We start from the raw sequence: 14,613 nt of genomic DNA, 5'->3' as shown, positions 1-14,613 counted from the left end.
GCCTCACCCGCCGGTCATCAGCTCGGCGGCACGCTCGCCGATCGCCACCGCGGTGGCCGCCGGCCCTCGCGAGGTCACCCGCGGCATGACGGAGGTGTCGACCACCCGCAGGCCCTCGACGCCGCGGACCCGCAGGTCCTGGTCGACCACGGCCCCGGGGTCGCCGTCCGGGCCCATCCGCGCGCTGCCGGCCAGGTGCACGGCCGTGGCCAGGTGCTGCCGCACCCACCGGTCGAGCTCCCGGTCGTCGGCCAGGACGGCGTCGGGCAGGCCCGTGCGCCGCTCCACCAGGGGCGCGAGGGACGCCGTCCGGAGCAGCTCGGCCGCCAGCCGCACCCCCTCGCGCATCCGGCGCCGGTCGGCCGGCTCGGTGAGGTAGCGGTACTCGACCCGGGGCAGCTCCCCCGGGTCGGCGGTGGCCAGCCGCAGCAGCCCCCGGCTGTCCTCCCGCTGCAGGGCCACCCCGACGAACAGGTCGTCGCGGCGCCGGGCGGTGTCGAGCAGCCGGGCCGGCGACGTCCCCCGCAGCGCCCGCAGCGTGGCCGCCGGCCGGCGGAACGCCCCGGCCACCCCGGCGGCCGCGCGGTGGACCATCACCCGGCTGAAGGGCTTGAGCCACGGCAGCAGCTCCAGGTCACCCGGCACCGCCGAGCCCTCGGCCGTGGTGTTGAGCGCCCCCCACAGCGGCAGCAGGTCGCGCGGCATGGGCAGCCGGCGGGCCGGCCGCCAGGTGACGTAGACGTCCGGGTGGTCGGTCAGGTCGCGCCCCACCCCGGGGACGTCGGCCACCACCGCGATCCCCAGGGCCCGCAGCTCGTCGGCCGGGCCGATGCCGGAGAGCAGCAGCAGGTGCGGGGAGCCGACCGCACCCGCGCTGAGCACCACCTCGGCGGCGCGCACCGGGCCGGCGTCGGTCTGCACGCCGACCGCCCGGCCGCCCTCCACGAGCACCCGGCGCACCGCGGTACCGCCGCGGACGGTGAGGCCCGGGTGCCCGCGCCGCGGCGCGAGGTGGGTCAGCGCCGTGCTCATCCGGACACCGTCGCTGACGTTCATCGGCAGCGGCCCCCAGCCGGGCGGGCCGTCGGCGTTCTTGTCCGGCTCCGCGGGGAAGCCGAGCTCGGCGGTCGCCGCGCCGAAGGCGTCGGCCAGGGGGTGACCGGGGCGGGGCCGGGTCACCGGCACCGGGCCGGAGGCGCCGTGGCCGGGCGCGTCCCCGTACTCCCGGTCGGCCTCCAGCCGGACGAAGGCCGGCAGCAGGCGGTCGGCGGCCCACAGGTCGTTGCCGTCGGCGGCCCAGGAGTCGAAGTCGGCGCGGGTGCCCCGCACGAAGTAGCAGCCGTTGAGCGCGCTGGACCCGCCGACCACCCGGCCCCGGGGCACCGGGAAGGCCAGGTCGTCGGTGAGCCGGCCGGTGAGCTCCCAGTTGGCCGGGTGCCCCGGCACGGCCGCGCCCATCCGCGCGGCATCGGCGAGCACCTCGGGCGGGCCGCCGGGGTGGTCCGCGCCGGCCTCCAGCACCAGCACCCGGCGGCCGGCGTCGGCCAGCCGGGCGGCCAGCGGGAGGCCCGACGTCCCCCCGCCGACGACGACGACGTCCCACTCCCGCTCAGCCACGCCACTCCCCCTCAACCACGCCCGACGAGCCCCAGGAGCCCGGGCAGGTCCAGCCGGCGGACCTTGCCGGTCGAGGTGCGCGGCAGCTCGGCGACCGGGTGCAGGGTCTTGGGCCGCTTGGCCGGGGCCAGCCGCTCGCGCGCCCACGCGGCCAGCTCGGCGGGGTCCGCGGCCCCCACGTAGACGGCCACCACGCGCTGCCCCCAGTCGGGGTCGGGGACGCCGACCACCGCGCTCTCCACCACCGCGGGGTGCGCGTCGAGCACCGCCTCGACCTCGGCCGGGTAGACGTTCACCCCGCCGGAGATCACCAGGTCCTCGCGGCGGCCGTCGAGCCACACCACGCCGTCGTCGTCCACCCGGCCCAGGTCGCCGACGGTGACCCGGTCCCCCCGCCAGGCCGCGGCCGTCTTCTCCGGGGCCCGCCAGTACTCGAACCGCGCCCAGCGGGGCACCGCGCACCACAGCTGCCCGCGGACGTCGGCCTCCAGCCGCCGACCGGGGCGGGCACGCCCCACGCTGCCGGGGTGCGCCAGCCAGTCCTCGGGCGAGCAGACGGTGAACTGCGCCTCGGTGGAGCCGTAGAACTCCCACACGCTGCCCGCGGGCAGTGCGGCCAGCACCGCGCGCTTGAGCGGCTCGGGGCACGGGGCGCCGGCGTGCACCAGCCGCCGGAAGGAGGACCAGTCGACGTCGTCGCGGCCGACCAGCCGCTGCAGGTGGGTGGGCACGCAGAACGTCGTGGTCGGGCGCCCGGTGGTGATCGCCCGCGCCGCGCGGGCGGCGTCGAACGGGCCGGGCAGGAGCACCTCGCCACCGGCCAGCAGGGTGTGCACGGCGAAGCGCAGCGGCGCGGAGTGGTGCAGCGGGGAGAGCACCAGGTGCCGGTCGCCGGGGCCGAACCCCCACAGCTCGATCTCCTCGGCGGCCAGCGCCCGGGCGTCGTCCTCGGCCAGCACGCCGGACCAGACGCCCTTGCGGCGGCCCGTGGTCCCGGAGGTGTAGTGCATCGGCCGGGCCAGGGGCACGGCGGCGAGGTCGGCCTGCGCGCTCCCGGCCAGCAGCCGCTCCGGCTCGGCGCCGACGTCGAGGGCCGGGTCGGCGTCCTCGGCCAGCGCGGCGCGCTCCGCCGCGGGCAGCGCCGGGTCGAGGACCACGGGGACGACGCCGGTCCGCAGCGCCCCGAGGACGACGGCCAGCAGCGCCGGCGAGGCCGGGGCGGAGACCAGCAGCCGGTCCCCCGGGCGCAGGCCGGCGGCCGCCAGCGCTGCCGCGGCCCGCCGCTGGCCGCGCTCGCTCTCGGCCGGCCGCACCACCGTCCTCATGCCCGCCGCACCGCCGCGTCCAGGTCGCCCTCGACCCGGCCCTCGGCCAGGAGCTTGGCCAGGGTGGCGCGGGTCGACTGCGCCGCCGCCGGCCACACGGCCCGCGGGACGTCGGCGTAGACGGCCGCGACCAGCTCGTCGACGGTCCGCGGCCCGGGCGCCAGGGCCTCCAGCAGCTGCTGCTCGCGCATCGCCCGGTGCGCCCGGTAGTAGTCGAGGACCGCGCCCGGGTCCTCGGTCAGCTCCGGGCCGTGGCCGCAGTACAGCGCGCTCGGGCCGAGGTCGTGCACCCGGCGCAGCGAATCCAGGTAGGCCAGCACGTCGCCCTCGGGGTGGGTGACCACCGAGGTGCCGCGGCCCAGCACGTGGTCCCCGGCCAGCACCGCGCCGGACTCGAGCCGGAACGACAGGTGGTCGGCGCAGTGACCGGGGGTGGGGACCACGCCGATCGCCGTCCCCGCGAGGTCCAGCCGCTCCCCCGGCTCCAGCACCCGGCCGCCCGGGCCGGCCACCCGCGGGTCGGCCGCGGCCACGCGGGCGCCGAACCGGGCCCCCCACGGCAGCGCCGCCTCGGCGTGGTCGCCGTGGTGGTGCGTGACCAGGACGGCGACGCAGCGGGCGTCGCGGGCGGCGAGCGCGGCCTCGACCGCGGCCAGGTGCGCCGGGTCGTCGGGGCCGGGGTCGACGAGGACCGCCCGGCCGCTGCCCGGGGCGCCGACGACGTAGGTGTTGGTCCCGTCGAGGGTCATCGGGCCCGGGTTGGGGGCCAGCACGCGGGTGACGAGCGGCTCGAGGTCCGCCGTGCGGGGCATGGCCCCGGGTGCGGGGAGGTCCCAGGTGACGCGCGGGTCGGTCGGGGTCTGCACCCCGGCGACGGTAGCCGCGCCCGCCCGCCGACCCGCGGCGACCGGCTAGCGTGCCCGCATGAGATCTCCTGCGACCCTGCTCCGCGCCGCCGTGGCCGGAGCCGCGGCCGTCGTCCTGCTCACCGCCTGCGGCGGCTCCTCCGACGAGGAGACCGCCGCGACCGCGACCGCGACGTCGTCGGCGACCTCGTCCTCGGCCGCCCCCTCCACCTCGGAGGGCCCGGCCACCTCCCCCGACCCGGCCGCCGCCGGGTTCTGCACCGAGGTCCAGACCGTCTTCGCCGACCTCACGACGGCCTTCCAGACCGCCACCCCCGAGCAGCTGCCCACCCTGCTCGACGACGTCATCGGCGCGTTCGACACCGTCGAGGCCCCCCCGGCGATCGAGGCCGACTGGAACGCCCTCGGCGACGCGCTGCGCCAGCTGCAGTCCTCGGTGGCCGGGCTGGACCTCTCCACGCCCGAGGGCCAGCAGGCCTACACCGAGGCCGAGGCCCGGCTGAGCACGCAGGTCGTCGAGGCCCAGACCAACGTCACCGAGTACGTGCTGGCCAACTGCCAGACCGCCGCACCGACCAGCTGACCGGCTCCCCGCGCCGGACGCGCGACGGGCCCGCTCCCCGAGGGGGAGCGGGCCCGTCGTCGTGGGGGATCAGCAGCCGCCGATGCCGGCCCCGCGCGCGGCCATCCACGGCGCCGGGTCGACCGACCCGCTGTACATCGCGCCGTTCGGGTGGACCTCGAAGTGCAGGTGCGGACCGGTGGACTGCCCGCGGTTGCCGACCTCGGCGATCTGCTCGCCGGCCAGCACCCGCTCACCGGCGGAGACGAAGTAGCGGTTCACGTGGCCGTAGACGGTGACCGCGCCGTCGTCGCCGAGGATGTAGACGGCGTAGCCGAAGCCGGTCGCGGTGCCGGCCCGCCGGACCACCCCGGAGTGCGCGGCGTAGACCGGGGTGCCGATCGGGGCGGCGATGTCCACCCCGGCGTGCAGCGCGCCCCACCGGTAGCCGAAGCAGCTGGACGTGCGCCCCGAGGTCGGCCGGACGTAGGCGCCGGAGGCCGCACCGGACGACGCCGAGCCGGACGACGCGGAGGCGGTCGACCCCGAGCCGGACGCCCGGGCGCGGGCGGCGGCCGCCGCCGCGGCGGCCTCCTCGGCGGCCCGGGCGGCTGCGGCGGCCGCGGCCGCCTCCTCCGCCGCCTTCTGCGCCTGCCACTGCGCGTAGGCGTCCCGCGCGCCCTGGAGCTCGAGGAGCCGGACCTGCGCGTCCTGCAGCTGCTGGTCCAGCGCCGCCTTCTGCGCGGCGACCTGCTCGTAGGCGGCCTGCTGGCCGGCCAGCCGGCTGTCGGCCACGGCCTTGGCCTCGGCGGCGGCCTGCTCGGCCTCGGCCATCCGGTCGCGGGCCGCCCGAGCCGCGGAGTCGGCGTTGGCCTGCTGCACGCGGGCGATCTCGAGCTGGCCGAGGACGTCGAGCTGGTTGGCCGAGACGTAGTCGATCATCGCGGCCCGCTGGATGAGCTCGCCGGGGCCCTCGGCGTCGAGCAGCACCGAGGCGGTGCTGAGGACGCTGCCGTTCATGTAGCTGTCCCGCGAGAACCCCGCGATCCGGGAGAGCGCCGCATCCACGGCGGCGGCCGCCTCCTGGAGCGCGCTCGCCGTCCGCTCGGCCTCGGCCTGGGCCTGCAGGAGCGCCTCCTCCGCGGCGAGGTAGGCCGCGCCGGCGGCCTCGGCCTGCACGCCGAGGCGCTCGAGCTCGGACTCGGCCGCGGCGACCTCCGCGGCGATCCGGCCGACCTCGGCCGCGGCGGCGTCCTGCGCCGACTGCGCCGCGCCGATCTCGCCGTCGGTGGGGTTGGGCGGCGGCGCCGGTGCCGCGCCGGCCGGGCCGGCGGCGACCAGCAGGAGGGCCCCGGCCACGAGCCCGGCCAGCAGGCCCCGGGCGGCCCGGGTCCGCCCGGCGGACCGGTGGCGTCGGCGCTGCAGCATCTCGCTCGCTCCCTGGGGAAGAGGGGCGTGGCGCCCGCCGGCGTCCGGCACGGGCTCCACGACTGTCCCCTTAGTGGTCGTCACCCGCCCGGGGGACCTTGAGGGCTCAGCCCCCCTTTTCCGCCGGACCCGGGGCCCGCAGCTCCTCGGCCAGCTCGTCGAGCTCCCTCCCGCCGGCCATCAGCCGGGTGACCTCCTCGATGCTGACCTCGCCCTTCGCGAAGTCCCCGAGGCTGCGGCCGCGGCCGAGCAGGAGGAACCGGTCCCCCACGGGGTAGGCGTGGTGCGGGTTGTGCGTGATGAACACCACACCGACGCCGCGGTCCCGGGCGCCGGCGATGTGCCGCAGGACGACGCCGGCCTGCCGCACCCCGAGCGCCGAGGTCGGCTCGTCGAGGATCAGCACCCGGGCGCCGCGGTGCTCGGCCCGCGCGATCGCCACCGACTGCCGCTCGCCGCCGGAGAGGGTGCCCACCGGCTGGTCGGGGTCGCGGATGTCGATGCCCATCGCCGCCATCTCGCGCCGGGCGAGCTCCTTGGCCCGGGCGGCGTCGAACCGGCGGAACGGGCCCCAGCCGCGGGTCGGCTCGTTGCCCAGCGTGAAGTTCCGCCAGATCGACATGAGCGGGATCATCGCCAGGTCCTGGTAGACGGTGGCGATCCCGGCGTCCAGCGCCTCGCGGGGGGCGCCGAAAGCCACCGGCCGGCCCTCCAGCAGCAGCTCGCCGCGGTCCTGCCGGTGCACCCCGGCGAGGATCTTGATCAGCGTGGACTTGCCGGCGCCGTTGTCGCCGAGCACGCAGGTGACCTCCCCGGCGCGCACGGTGGTGCTCACCCCGTCGAGGGCGATGACGGTGCCGAAGGTCTTGCCGACGTCGCGCAGCTCCAGCAGCGGCGGCTCCCCGCCGCCCCCGGCCCGGTCCGGCCCGGCCGCGGTCACCGCCGGCTCGCCTCGGCGTAGCGGCGGACCGCCCGGTTGGCCAGCACGGCGAGCAGCAGCATCAGCCCCAGGAAGAAGTAGAACCAGTCGGCGTCCCAGCGCAGGTACACGATGCCCAGCTGGGTCATGCCGAAGACCAGCGCGCCGAGCGCCGCGCCCACGGCCGAGCCGAAGCCGCCGGTGAGCAGGCAGCCGCCGATGACCGCGGCCACGATGTAGATCAGCTCCTGGCCGATGCCGGTGTTGGCCTGCACCGAGGTCAGCCGCACCGCCAGCGTGGTGCCGACGAACCACGCCGCCCCCGCCGTCGTCATGAACAGCGCGATGGTGGTGCGCCGCGCGGGGACGCCGACGTTGCGGGCCGCGACCGGGTCACCGCCGGTGGCGAACACCCAGTTGCCGAAGCGGGTGCGCAGCAGCACCCAGGAGGCCAGCGCGGTGAGGATCACCCACCACAGGATCGCGACCCGGAACTCCACGCCGGCGATCTCCAGCCGGGAGGCGAAGACCCACTCCGCGCTGCCGTACCCCGCGGCCGCGCCGATGCCCGAGGCGGTCACCGTGCCGGTGAACAGCTTGGTCAGGCCCAGGTTGAGACCCTGCAGCATGAGGAAGGAGCCCAGCGTGATGATGAAGCTGGGCAGCCCGGTGCGGGTGACCAGCCAGCCGTTGAGGAAGCCGATCGCCAGGGCGACGACCAGCGCGACGGCGATGGCCACCCAGATGTTCTGGTCCAGCCGGGTGGCCACGACGCCGACCGTCAGCGCGGTCGTGCCGGTCATGACCCCGGCGGAGAGGTCGAAGTGGCCGCCGATCATCAGCAGGGCGACCGCGACCGCCATGATGCCCAGCGTCGAGGCGGGGTCCAGCCAGTTGGCCACGCCCCGCAGCGAGCGGAACTGCTCGGACTGCACCGCGAAGAAGGTGAAGACCGCCACCGCGCCGACCAGGGCGCCGAGCTCGGGCTTGACGAGCAGCCTGCGCAGCGGGCCGACGGCGGCGACCCGCTCGTCGGCCCGCGGCGGGCTCTGCGTGGCGCTGCTCAGCGGGTACCGGCCGCGGCCAGGTCGGCGATCTCGTCGACGTTCGAGGAGTCGACGATCCCCGGGCCGGTGAGCACCGGCTGCCCGCCGCCGACGGTGTTCAGGTTCTCGGCGTAGAGCTTGAGCATCACCACGGGCAGGTAGCCCTGCTCGTACTGCTGCTGGTCGACGGCGAAGGAGATGTCGCCCTCCTGGATGCCGGCGATCACGTCCTGGTTCAGGTCGAAGGTGGCGACGGCGGCGTCCGACCCGGCGTCGGCCGCGGCCTCGACCGCCACCGCCGCGACGGCCGAGTTGAGCGTGAGGACGGCGTCGACCGAGGGATCGCCCTGCAGCTGCGAGGTGATCGTCGACTGCGCGCCCTGCAGGTCGTTGATGTCCACCTGCACGGTCGTCAGCGGCCGGCCGAGGCCCTCGGCGGCGCCCGAGCAGCGCTGCTCCAGCCCGATGTTGCCCGGCTCGTGGACCACGCACAGCACGTTCTGCGCCCCGTCGGCGGCCAGCCGCTCGCCGGCGCCGCGGCCGGCGACCCGCTCGTCCTGCCCGACGTGCCCGATCGCGCCGAACTCGTCCGCGCGCTCGGCGCCGGAGTTGATCGTCACGACCGGGATGCCGGCCGCGACCGCCGCCTCGACCGAGTCCTGCAGGGCGTCGGGGTTGGCCATCGACACCACGAGGCCGTCGACCCCCTGGTTCACCGCGGCGTCGATGAGCTGCGACTGCCGCTGCGGGTCGCCGTCGCTCTGGTAGTCGACCGCCACCCCGAGGTCCTCCCCGGCGGCCTCGGCCCCGTTCTGGACGACGTCCCAGAACGCGTCCCCGGCCGAGCCGTGGGTCACCACGGCGAAGGAGAGGTCGCCGCCGTCCCCGGCCCCTCCCCCGCCGCCGCCCGACCCTCCGGCGTCGCCGCCGCCCCCGCCGGTCGTGCAGGCGGCCAGGGTCAGGGGTGCGGCCACGGCGAGGGCCAGGAGTCGGTGTCGCTTCGGGGCAGCCATGGTCGAGAGATCCTCCGCGGGACGGGGTGTGCCGACCCAGGATCATGCCCGCCCGCCCCGACCGCGCGGCGGCGGACCCGCTCGGGACCCGCCCGCCGGGCGGCCGCGGGGCATCTACGCTCCCGGGGTGGACGTTCTCGCCTCCGGGCACGAACAGGTCGTCTTCTGCTCCGACCCGGGTTCCGGCCTGCGGGCGGTCATCGCGATCTACTCCACGGCCCTCGGGCCGGCGCTGGGCGGGACCCGCTTCTACCCGTACGCGAGCGAGGAGGCCGCGGTCGCCGACGCGCTCGCGCTGTCGAAGGCCATGGCCTACAAGAACAGCCTGGCCGGGCTGGACCTCGGCGGCGGCAAGGCGGTCATCATCGGCGACCCGGCCACCGGCAAGACCGAGGCGCTGCTGCGCGCCTACGGCCGGTTCGTCGAGTCCCTGGGCGGCCGCTACCTCACCGCCTGCGACGTGGGCACCTCCAACGCCGACCTCGACGTGGTCGCCCGCGAGACGCGGTTCGCGCACGGCCGGTCGGAGGCCTACGGCGGGTGCGGCGACTCCTCGGTGCTCACCGCCTACGGCGTCTTCCAAGGCATGCGGGCCGCCGCTCAGCACCGCTGGGGCAAGCCCTCGCTGGCCGGGCGCACCGTCGCCGTGGCCGGCGTCGGCAAGGTCGGCAGCTGGCTGGTCGACCGGCTCGTGGACGACGGCGCGGACGTCGTCGTCACCGACGTGGACGCCGACGCGGTCGAGCGGGTGCTGGCCCGCCACCCGGCCGTGGACGCCGTCGGCGACACGGCCACGCTGGTGCGCACCCCGGCCGACGTCTACGCCCCCTGTGCGCTGGGCGGGGCGCTGGACGAGGAGACGGTGGCGGTGCTGGAGGCCGAGGTGATCTGCGGCGGGGCCAACAACCAGCTGGCCTCCGACGCCATCGCCGGGCGGCTGATGGACCGCGGGATCCTCTACGCACCGGACTACCTGGTCAACGCCGGCGGGGTCATCCAGGTCGAGGACGAGCGGCACGGCTTCTCCTTCGCCCGCGCCGAGGCCAAGGCCGCCGGCATCTTCGACGTGGCGCTGCGGGTGTTCCGCACCGCCGAGGAGCAGGGCGTCTCCCCGGCCGTGGCCGCCGACCGGATGGCCGAGGAGCGGATGCGCTCCGTCGGCCGGCTGGCCACCATCCGGCTGCCGCGCTGACGCCCGTCCCCCTGCTGGGGCGACCCGGGTCTCCCCCCGCGCGGGGGACAGCGGGGGGAGACCCGTGCCCGTCGCCGATCGGTGTCGTAAGCTCGGTGGAGACAGAGTCACTCAGTCGGGGTCGCCACGCGGGCCGTCCAGCCCGCACGCTGGGCTCCCGTACTCCGTAACGAGGGGGTCGAGCCGATGGGGCGCGGCCGAGCGAAGGCCAAGCAGACACGCGTGGCCCGTGAGCTCAAGTACAGCTCACCGAACACCGACCTCTCCGCGCTGCAGCGCGAGCTGGCCGGTTCACCGTCGTCGTCGTACACCGCCCCGCACCGGGCGACCGACGACGACGAGGACGACGACGAGTTCGTCGACCGCTGGGCGGACGACGACGCGGACGACGACTGGGCTGCCAGCCGTTGACCCGCGCCTGACCCGCACGGTCTGACACGACGGACACCGCGGCTCCCCCGGGAGCCGCGGTGTCCGCGTGCTGCCGCCCGCCGGCCCGCCCGGAGGCTCCCGCCGAGCTCACGAGGCCGAGGCCTCCGTGCAGGGACCCGCCGCGGGCTTGCGAGTGGTGGGGGCAGGGAGGTCCTCCAGGGGTCCTCTCTCAGCGGTATCGGCCGACCAGCCGGGCCGCGGTGTCCCCCGAGCGCTCCCCGACGGTGCCCGCCACCCAGGCCGGCACCCCGCGCCCGCCGAGCGCGGCGACGACGTCGTCGGCGACCCCGGGGGCGACCGCGGCGACCATGCCGACGCCGCAGTTGAACGCCCGCTCGGACTCCGCGCGCGGCACGCCGTGCTCCTCCATCAGCGCGACTGCGGCCGGCAGCGCCCAGGTGCCGCGGTCGAGCACCGCCTCCAGACCGTCGGGCACCACCCGGGCGGTGTTCCCGGCCAGCCCGCCGCCGGTGATGTGCGCCAGCGCGTGCACCCCGTCGACGCCGAAGCGCTCGACCAGGGCCAGGCAGTCGCGGGCGTAGATGCGGGTGGGCTCGAGCAGCTCCTCGCCCAGCGGGCGGTCCAGCCCGGCGGGGACCGCCGCGAGGTCCAGGCCCGCGCCGGCCACGACCCGGCGCACCAGCGAGTAGCCGTTGGAGTGGAAGCCCGACGAGGCCATCGCCACGACCGCGTCCCCGGCGCGGACCCGCTCCGGGCCGAGCACCGCGTCGGCCTCGACGACGCCCACGGCGGTGGCGGCGAGGTCGTAGTCGTCCGGGCCCATCAGGTCACCGTGCTCGGCGGTCTCCCCGCCGACCAGGGCCGCCCCGGCCTGCGTGCAGCCCGCGGCGATGCCGGTGACGATCGCGGCGATCCGCTCGGGCACCACGCGGCCGCAGGCCACGTAGTCCTGCAGGAACAGCGGCTCGGCGCCGCAGGCCACCAGGTCGTCGACGACCATCGCCACCAGGTCGATGCCGACGGTGTCGTGCCGGTCCAGCGCCCGCGCGAGGGCGATCTTCGTCCCGACCCCGTCGGTGGAGGAGGCCAGCAGCGGCCGGCGGTACCGGGTCGTGTCGAGGGCGAACAGCCCGGCGAAGCCGCCCAGCCCGCCCACGACCTCCGGGCGGTTGGTCCGGGCCACCGCCGTCCGCATGAGCTCGACCGCGCGCTCCCCTGCGTCGATGTCGACGCCGGAGGCCGCGTACGTGTACCGCCCTGCGCCCGCGCCGCTCACGGACGGCTCGGCCCCCACGCCGCTCACGGACGGCTCTTCCCCCACGCCGCTCAGGGACGGCGGAGGGCGTCGTCCGCCCCGCCCGGGACGGTGGCGCTGCCGGCCTGCCGGCCGGTCCAGCCGGTCACGGCGCGGCGCTCGATGCCCTCCAGCACGTGCTTGCCCAGCACCTCGCTCTCCCCGAGCGGGATGGGGTACTGGCCGGTGAAGCAGGCGGTGCACAGCCGGGTGACCGGCTGCTCGGTGGCCGCGATCAGGCCCTGCTCGGAGACGTAGGCCAGCGAGTCGGCGTTGATCGAGGCGCGGATGCCGTCGATGTCCAGGCCGTTGGCGATCAGCTCGGCCCGGCTGGCGAAGTCGATGCCGTAGAAGCACGGCCACTTGACCGGGGGCGAGGAGATGCGGACGTGCACCTCGACCGCCCCGGCCTCGCGCAGCATGCGGATCAGCGCCCGCTGGGTGTTGCCGCGCACGATGGAGTCGTCGACCACCACGAGGCGCTTGCCGCGGATGACGTCGCGCAGCGGGTTGAGCTTCAGCCGGATGCCCAGCTGCCGGATCGTCTGGCTGGGCTGGATGAAGGTGCGCCCGACGTAGGAGTTCTTGACCAGCCCCAGGCCGTAGGGGATCCCGGACGCCTCGGCGTACCCGACCGCGGCCGGCGTGCCCGACTCGGGGACCGGGATGACGAGGTCGGCCTCGGCGGGGTGCTCCCGGGCCAGCCGCCGGCCGATCTCGACGCGGGCGGCGTGCACCCCCCGGCCCCCGATCGTGGTGTCGGGGCGGGCCAGGTACACGTACTCGAAGACGCAGCCCTTGGGCTGGGCCGCCGCGAAGTGCTGGCTGCGCAGCCCGTCCTCGTCGATGGCCAGCAGCTCGCCGGGCTCGACCTCGCGGACCACGGAGGCGCCGACGATGTCCAGGGCCGCGGTCTCGCTGGCCACCACCCAGCCCCGCTCCAGCCGGCCGAGCACCAGCGGCCGCACGCCCTGCGGGTCCCGGGCGGCGTACAGCGTGGTCTCGTCCATGAAGACGAAGCTGAAGGCGCCCCGCAACTGGGGCAGGACCTCCATCGCGGCGGCCTCGACCGAGAGGTCCGGCCGCGCAGCGATCAGCGCGGTGACCAGGTCCGAGTCGGTGGTGGAGGTGAAGGCCCCGGGCACGCCGGCGTCGGCGGCCCGGCTCGCCAGCTCGGCGGTGTTGACCAGGTTGCCGTTGTGGCACAGCGCCAGGCCGGTGCCGGCGTCCGTCGTCCGGAAGGTGGGCTGGGCGTTCTCCCAGGTCGAGGACCCGGTCGTCGAGTAGCGGGTGTGCCCGACCGCCAGGTGCCCGTGCAGGCTGCTCAGCGTCGACTCGTCGAAGACCTGGCTCACCAGCCCGAGGTCCTTGTAGACGACGACCGAGGCGCCGTCGGAGACGGCGATGCCCGCGGCCTCCTGGCCGCGGTGCTGCAGGGCGTAGAGACCGAAGTAGGTCAGCTTGGCGACCTCCTCCCCCGGTGCCCAGACACCGAAGACGCCGCAGGCGTCCTGGGGTCCGGGGGACTGGGGGTCGAGGTCGTGCGTCAGCCGTCCGTCACCGCGTGGCACCCGTCGAGGGTACCGGGGCCGGACGCCGCGGCCGGGGCGGGCGAGGTGATCCGCGCCGCCCGCCCCGGCCCCGACCCCAGGAGATCGACCCCAGGAGATCGACCCCAGGAGATCGACCTCAGGAGATGTTGTCCACCTCGGCGGCCACGGTGGTGTCCTCGCCGTGCCCGGTGCGGACGACGGTGTCCCCGGGGAGGGTCATCAGCCGGGTCCGGATGGAGTCCAGGATGGTGGGCTTGTCGCTGTAGGAGCGGCCGGTGGCCCCGGGCCCGCCGCAGAACAGCGTGTCGCCGGTGAACACCGTGCCCAGGTCGGGGGCCAGCAGGCAGGTGCTGCCCGGGGAGTGGCCCGGGGTGGCCAGCGCGGTCAGCGTCGTCCCGGCCACCTCGAAGGCCTGGCCCTCGGTCAGCTCCTCGTCCGGGGCGGTGTCGGGGTGGACGACGTCCCACAGCATCCGGTCGGCGGGGTTGAACCAGATCGGCGCGCCGGTGGCCGCCCGCAGGTCGACCGCGGCGGTGATGTGGTCGTTGTGCCCGTGGGTGAGCACGATCGCGGTCACCCTCCGGCCGCCGACGGCCTCGAGGATCGGCTCGGCGCGGTGCGGGGCGTCGATGACGAGCACCTCGTCGTCGTCGCCGACCAGCCAGACGTTGTTGTCGACGTCGAAGTCCTGCCCGTCGAGGCTGAAGACGCCGCTGACGACCGTCTTCTCGATCCGCGCCGTCACTTGTCGACCACCACGACACTGCGCAGCACGTCGCCGTGGTGCATCTTCGTGAAGGCCTCCTCGACGTCGTCGAGGCCGATGGTCTCGGTGACGAAGTCCTCCAGCGGGAAGCGGCCCTGCAGGTAGAGGTCGACCAGCATCGGGAAGTCCCGGGCCGGCAGGCAGTCGCCGTACCAGGAGGACCTGACCGCCCCGCCGCGGCCGAAGACCTCGATCAGCGGCAGGGTGATCTGCATGTCGGGGGTGGGCACGCCGACCAGGACCACCCGGCCGGCCAGGTCGCGGGCGTAGAAGGCCTGCTCGAACACCGCCGGGTGGCCGACCGCGTCGATGGTCACGTCGGCGCCGAAGCCGCCGGTGGCGGCCTTGACCGCCGCGACCGCGTCGGTCTGCTTGGAGTTGACGGTGTGGGTGGCGCCGAACTTCTTCGCCCACTCCAGCTTCCGGTCGTCGATGTCGACGGCGACGATGGTGCTGGCGCCGGCCAGCCTGGCGCCGGCGATGGCGGCGTCGCCGACGCCGCCGCAGCCGAACACCGCCACGCTCTCCCCGCGGCGCACGCCGCCGGTGTTGATCGCCGCGCCGACGCCGGCCATCACGCCGCAGCCGAGCAGCCCGGCGGCGGGAGCCGGGGCGGCGGGGTCGACCTTGGTGCACTGG

Annotated in this window: 14 protein-coding genes; 3 read left to right on the top strand and 11 right to left on the bottom strand. The window is 76.2% G+C overall.

Features of this window, described 5'->3' with window-relative positions; genetic code table 11:
- Positions 1–3: 3 nt before the first annotated feature.
- Genes ACI8AC_RS19245 through ACI8AC_RS19235 form a run of 3 tightly spaced genes read right to left on the bottom strand, consistent with a single transcriptional unit; the run spans position 4 to position 3,808 of the window.
- The gene (locus ACI8AC_RS19245) at positions 4–1,617 is read right to left on the bottom strand and encodes a GMC family oxidoreductase (RefSeq protein WP_456899443.1); all 1,614 of its coding nucleotides are present in this window, start codon (positions 1,615–1,617) and stop codon (positions 4–6) included.
- 11 nt (positions 1,618–1,628) lie between these two features.
- Positions 1,629–2,942, bottom strand: a complete 1,314-nt coding sequence (locus ACI8AC_RS19240) for a class I adenylate-forming enzyme family protein (RefSeq protein WP_456899442.1) — start codon at positions 2,940–2,942, stop codon at positions 1,629–1,631.
- On the bottom strand, positions 2,939–3,808 hold the full coding sequence (locus tag ACI8AC_RS19235; protein ID WP_456899441.1) for an MBL fold metallo-hydrolase: 870 nt from the start codon (positions 3,806–3,808) through the stop codon (positions 2,939–2,941). Before ACI8AC_RS19235 ends, ACI8AC_RS19240 begins: the two co-directional genes overlap by 4 nt.
- 58 nt (positions 3,809–3,866) lie before the next feature.
- Here ACI8AC_RS19235 and ACI8AC_RS19230 point away from each other — a divergent pair, with 58 nt between their 5' ends.
- On the top strand, positions 3,867–4,391 hold the full coding sequence (locus ACI8AC_RS19230) for a hypothetical protein (RefSeq protein ID WP_456899440.1): 525 nt from the start codon (positions 3,867–3,869) through the stop codon (positions 4,389–4,391).
- Positions 4,392–4,460: 69 nt separating this feature from the next.
- Here ACI8AC_RS19230 and ACI8AC_RS19225 read toward each other — a convergent pair whose 3' ends face one another.
- From ACI8AC_RS19225 to ACI8AC_RS19210, 4 genes are all read right to left on the bottom strand, one after another.
- The gene (locus ACI8AC_RS19225) at positions 4,461–5,798 is read right to left on the bottom strand and encodes a M23 family metallopeptidase (protein WP_456899439.1); all 1,338 of its coding nucleotides are present in this window, start codon (positions 5,796–5,798) and stop codon (positions 4,461–4,463) included.
- A gap of 106 nt (positions 5,799–5,904) precedes the next feature.
- A complete protein-coding gene (locus ACI8AC_RS19220; RefSeq protein WP_456899438.1) occupies positions 5,905–6,738 on the bottom strand; it encodes an ATP-binding cassette domain-containing protein in 834 nt (277 codons plus the stop codon).
- Complete coding sequence (locus ACI8AC_RS19215; RefSeq protein ID WP_456899437.1) at positions 6,735–7,676, bottom strand: ABC transporter permease; 942 nt, start codon at positions 7,674–7,676, stop codon at positions 6,735–6,737. Before ACI8AC_RS19215 ends, ACI8AC_RS19220 begins: the two co-directional genes overlap by 4 nt.
- A gap of 104 nt (positions 7,677–7,780) precedes the next feature.
- Positions 7,781–8,776, bottom strand: coding sequence for a sugar ABC transporter substrate-binding protein (locus ACI8AC_RS19210; protein WP_456899436.1), 996 nt, complete (start codon positions 8,774–8,776; stop codon positions 7,781–7,783).
- 127 nt (positions 8,777–8,903) lie between these two features.
- On the opposite strand from ACI8AC_RS19210, the gene ACI8AC_RS19205 reads away from it, so the two are divergent.
- Together ACI8AC_RS19205 and ACI8AC_RS19200 are read left to right on the top strand one after the other, a co-directional pair.
- Positions 8,904–9,968 carry a Glu/Leu/Phe/Val family dehydrogenase gene (locus ACI8AC_RS19205; protein ID WP_456899435.1) on the top strand — a complete coding sequence of 355 codons (1,065 nt, stop codon included), beginning with the start codon at positions 8,904–8,906 and terminating at the stop codon, positions 9,966–9,968.
- A gap of 186 nt (positions 9,969–10,154) precedes the next feature.
- Entirely contained in the window at positions 10,155–10,379 is a 225-nt protein-coding gene (locus ACI8AC_RS19200; protein ID WP_456899434.1) for a DUF3073 domain-containing protein, read from the top strand.
- Positions 10,380–10,569: 190 nt separating this feature from the next.
- On the opposite strand, the gene purM is transcribed toward ACI8AC_RS19200, so the two are convergent.
- The 4 genes from purM to ACI8AC_RS19180 all read right to left on the bottom strand — a co-directional run.
- Positions 10,570–11,664 carry a phosphoribosylformylglycinamidine cyclo-ligase gene (gene purM, locus ACI8AC_RS19195; protein ID WP_456899433.1) on the bottom strand — a complete coding sequence of 365 codons (1,095 nt, stop codon included), beginning with the start codon at positions 11,662–11,664 and terminating at the stop codon, positions 10,570–10,572.
- Positions 11,665–11,687: 23 nt separating this feature from the next.
- Positions 11,688–13,226 carry an amidophosphoribosyltransferase gene (gene purF, locus ACI8AC_RS19190; RefSeq protein ID WP_456899432.1) on the bottom strand — a complete coding sequence of 513 codons (1,539 nt, stop codon included), beginning with the start codon at positions 13,224–13,226 and terminating at the stop codon, positions 11,688–11,690.
- Between the two features lie 118 nt (positions 13,227–13,344).
- Complete coding sequence (locus ACI8AC_RS19185) at positions 13,345–13,953, bottom strand: MBL fold metallo-hydrolase (protein WP_456899431.1); 609 nt, start codon at positions 13,951–13,953, stop codon at positions 13,345–13,347.
- Positions 13,950–14,613, bottom strand: a 664-nt coding sequence (locus ACI8AC_RS19180; RefSeq protein WP_456899430.1) for a zinc-binding dehydrogenase, incomplete at its 5' end; no start/stop codon positions are given. The genes ACI8AC_RS19180 and ACI8AC_RS19185, both read right to left, overlap by 4 nt.

This window comes from Geodermatophilus sp. SYSU D00758 (assembly GCF_054049955.1).
Note: the sequence above shows the minus strand (reverse complement) of the source record. Positions and strands in the feature narration are given on the sequence as shown.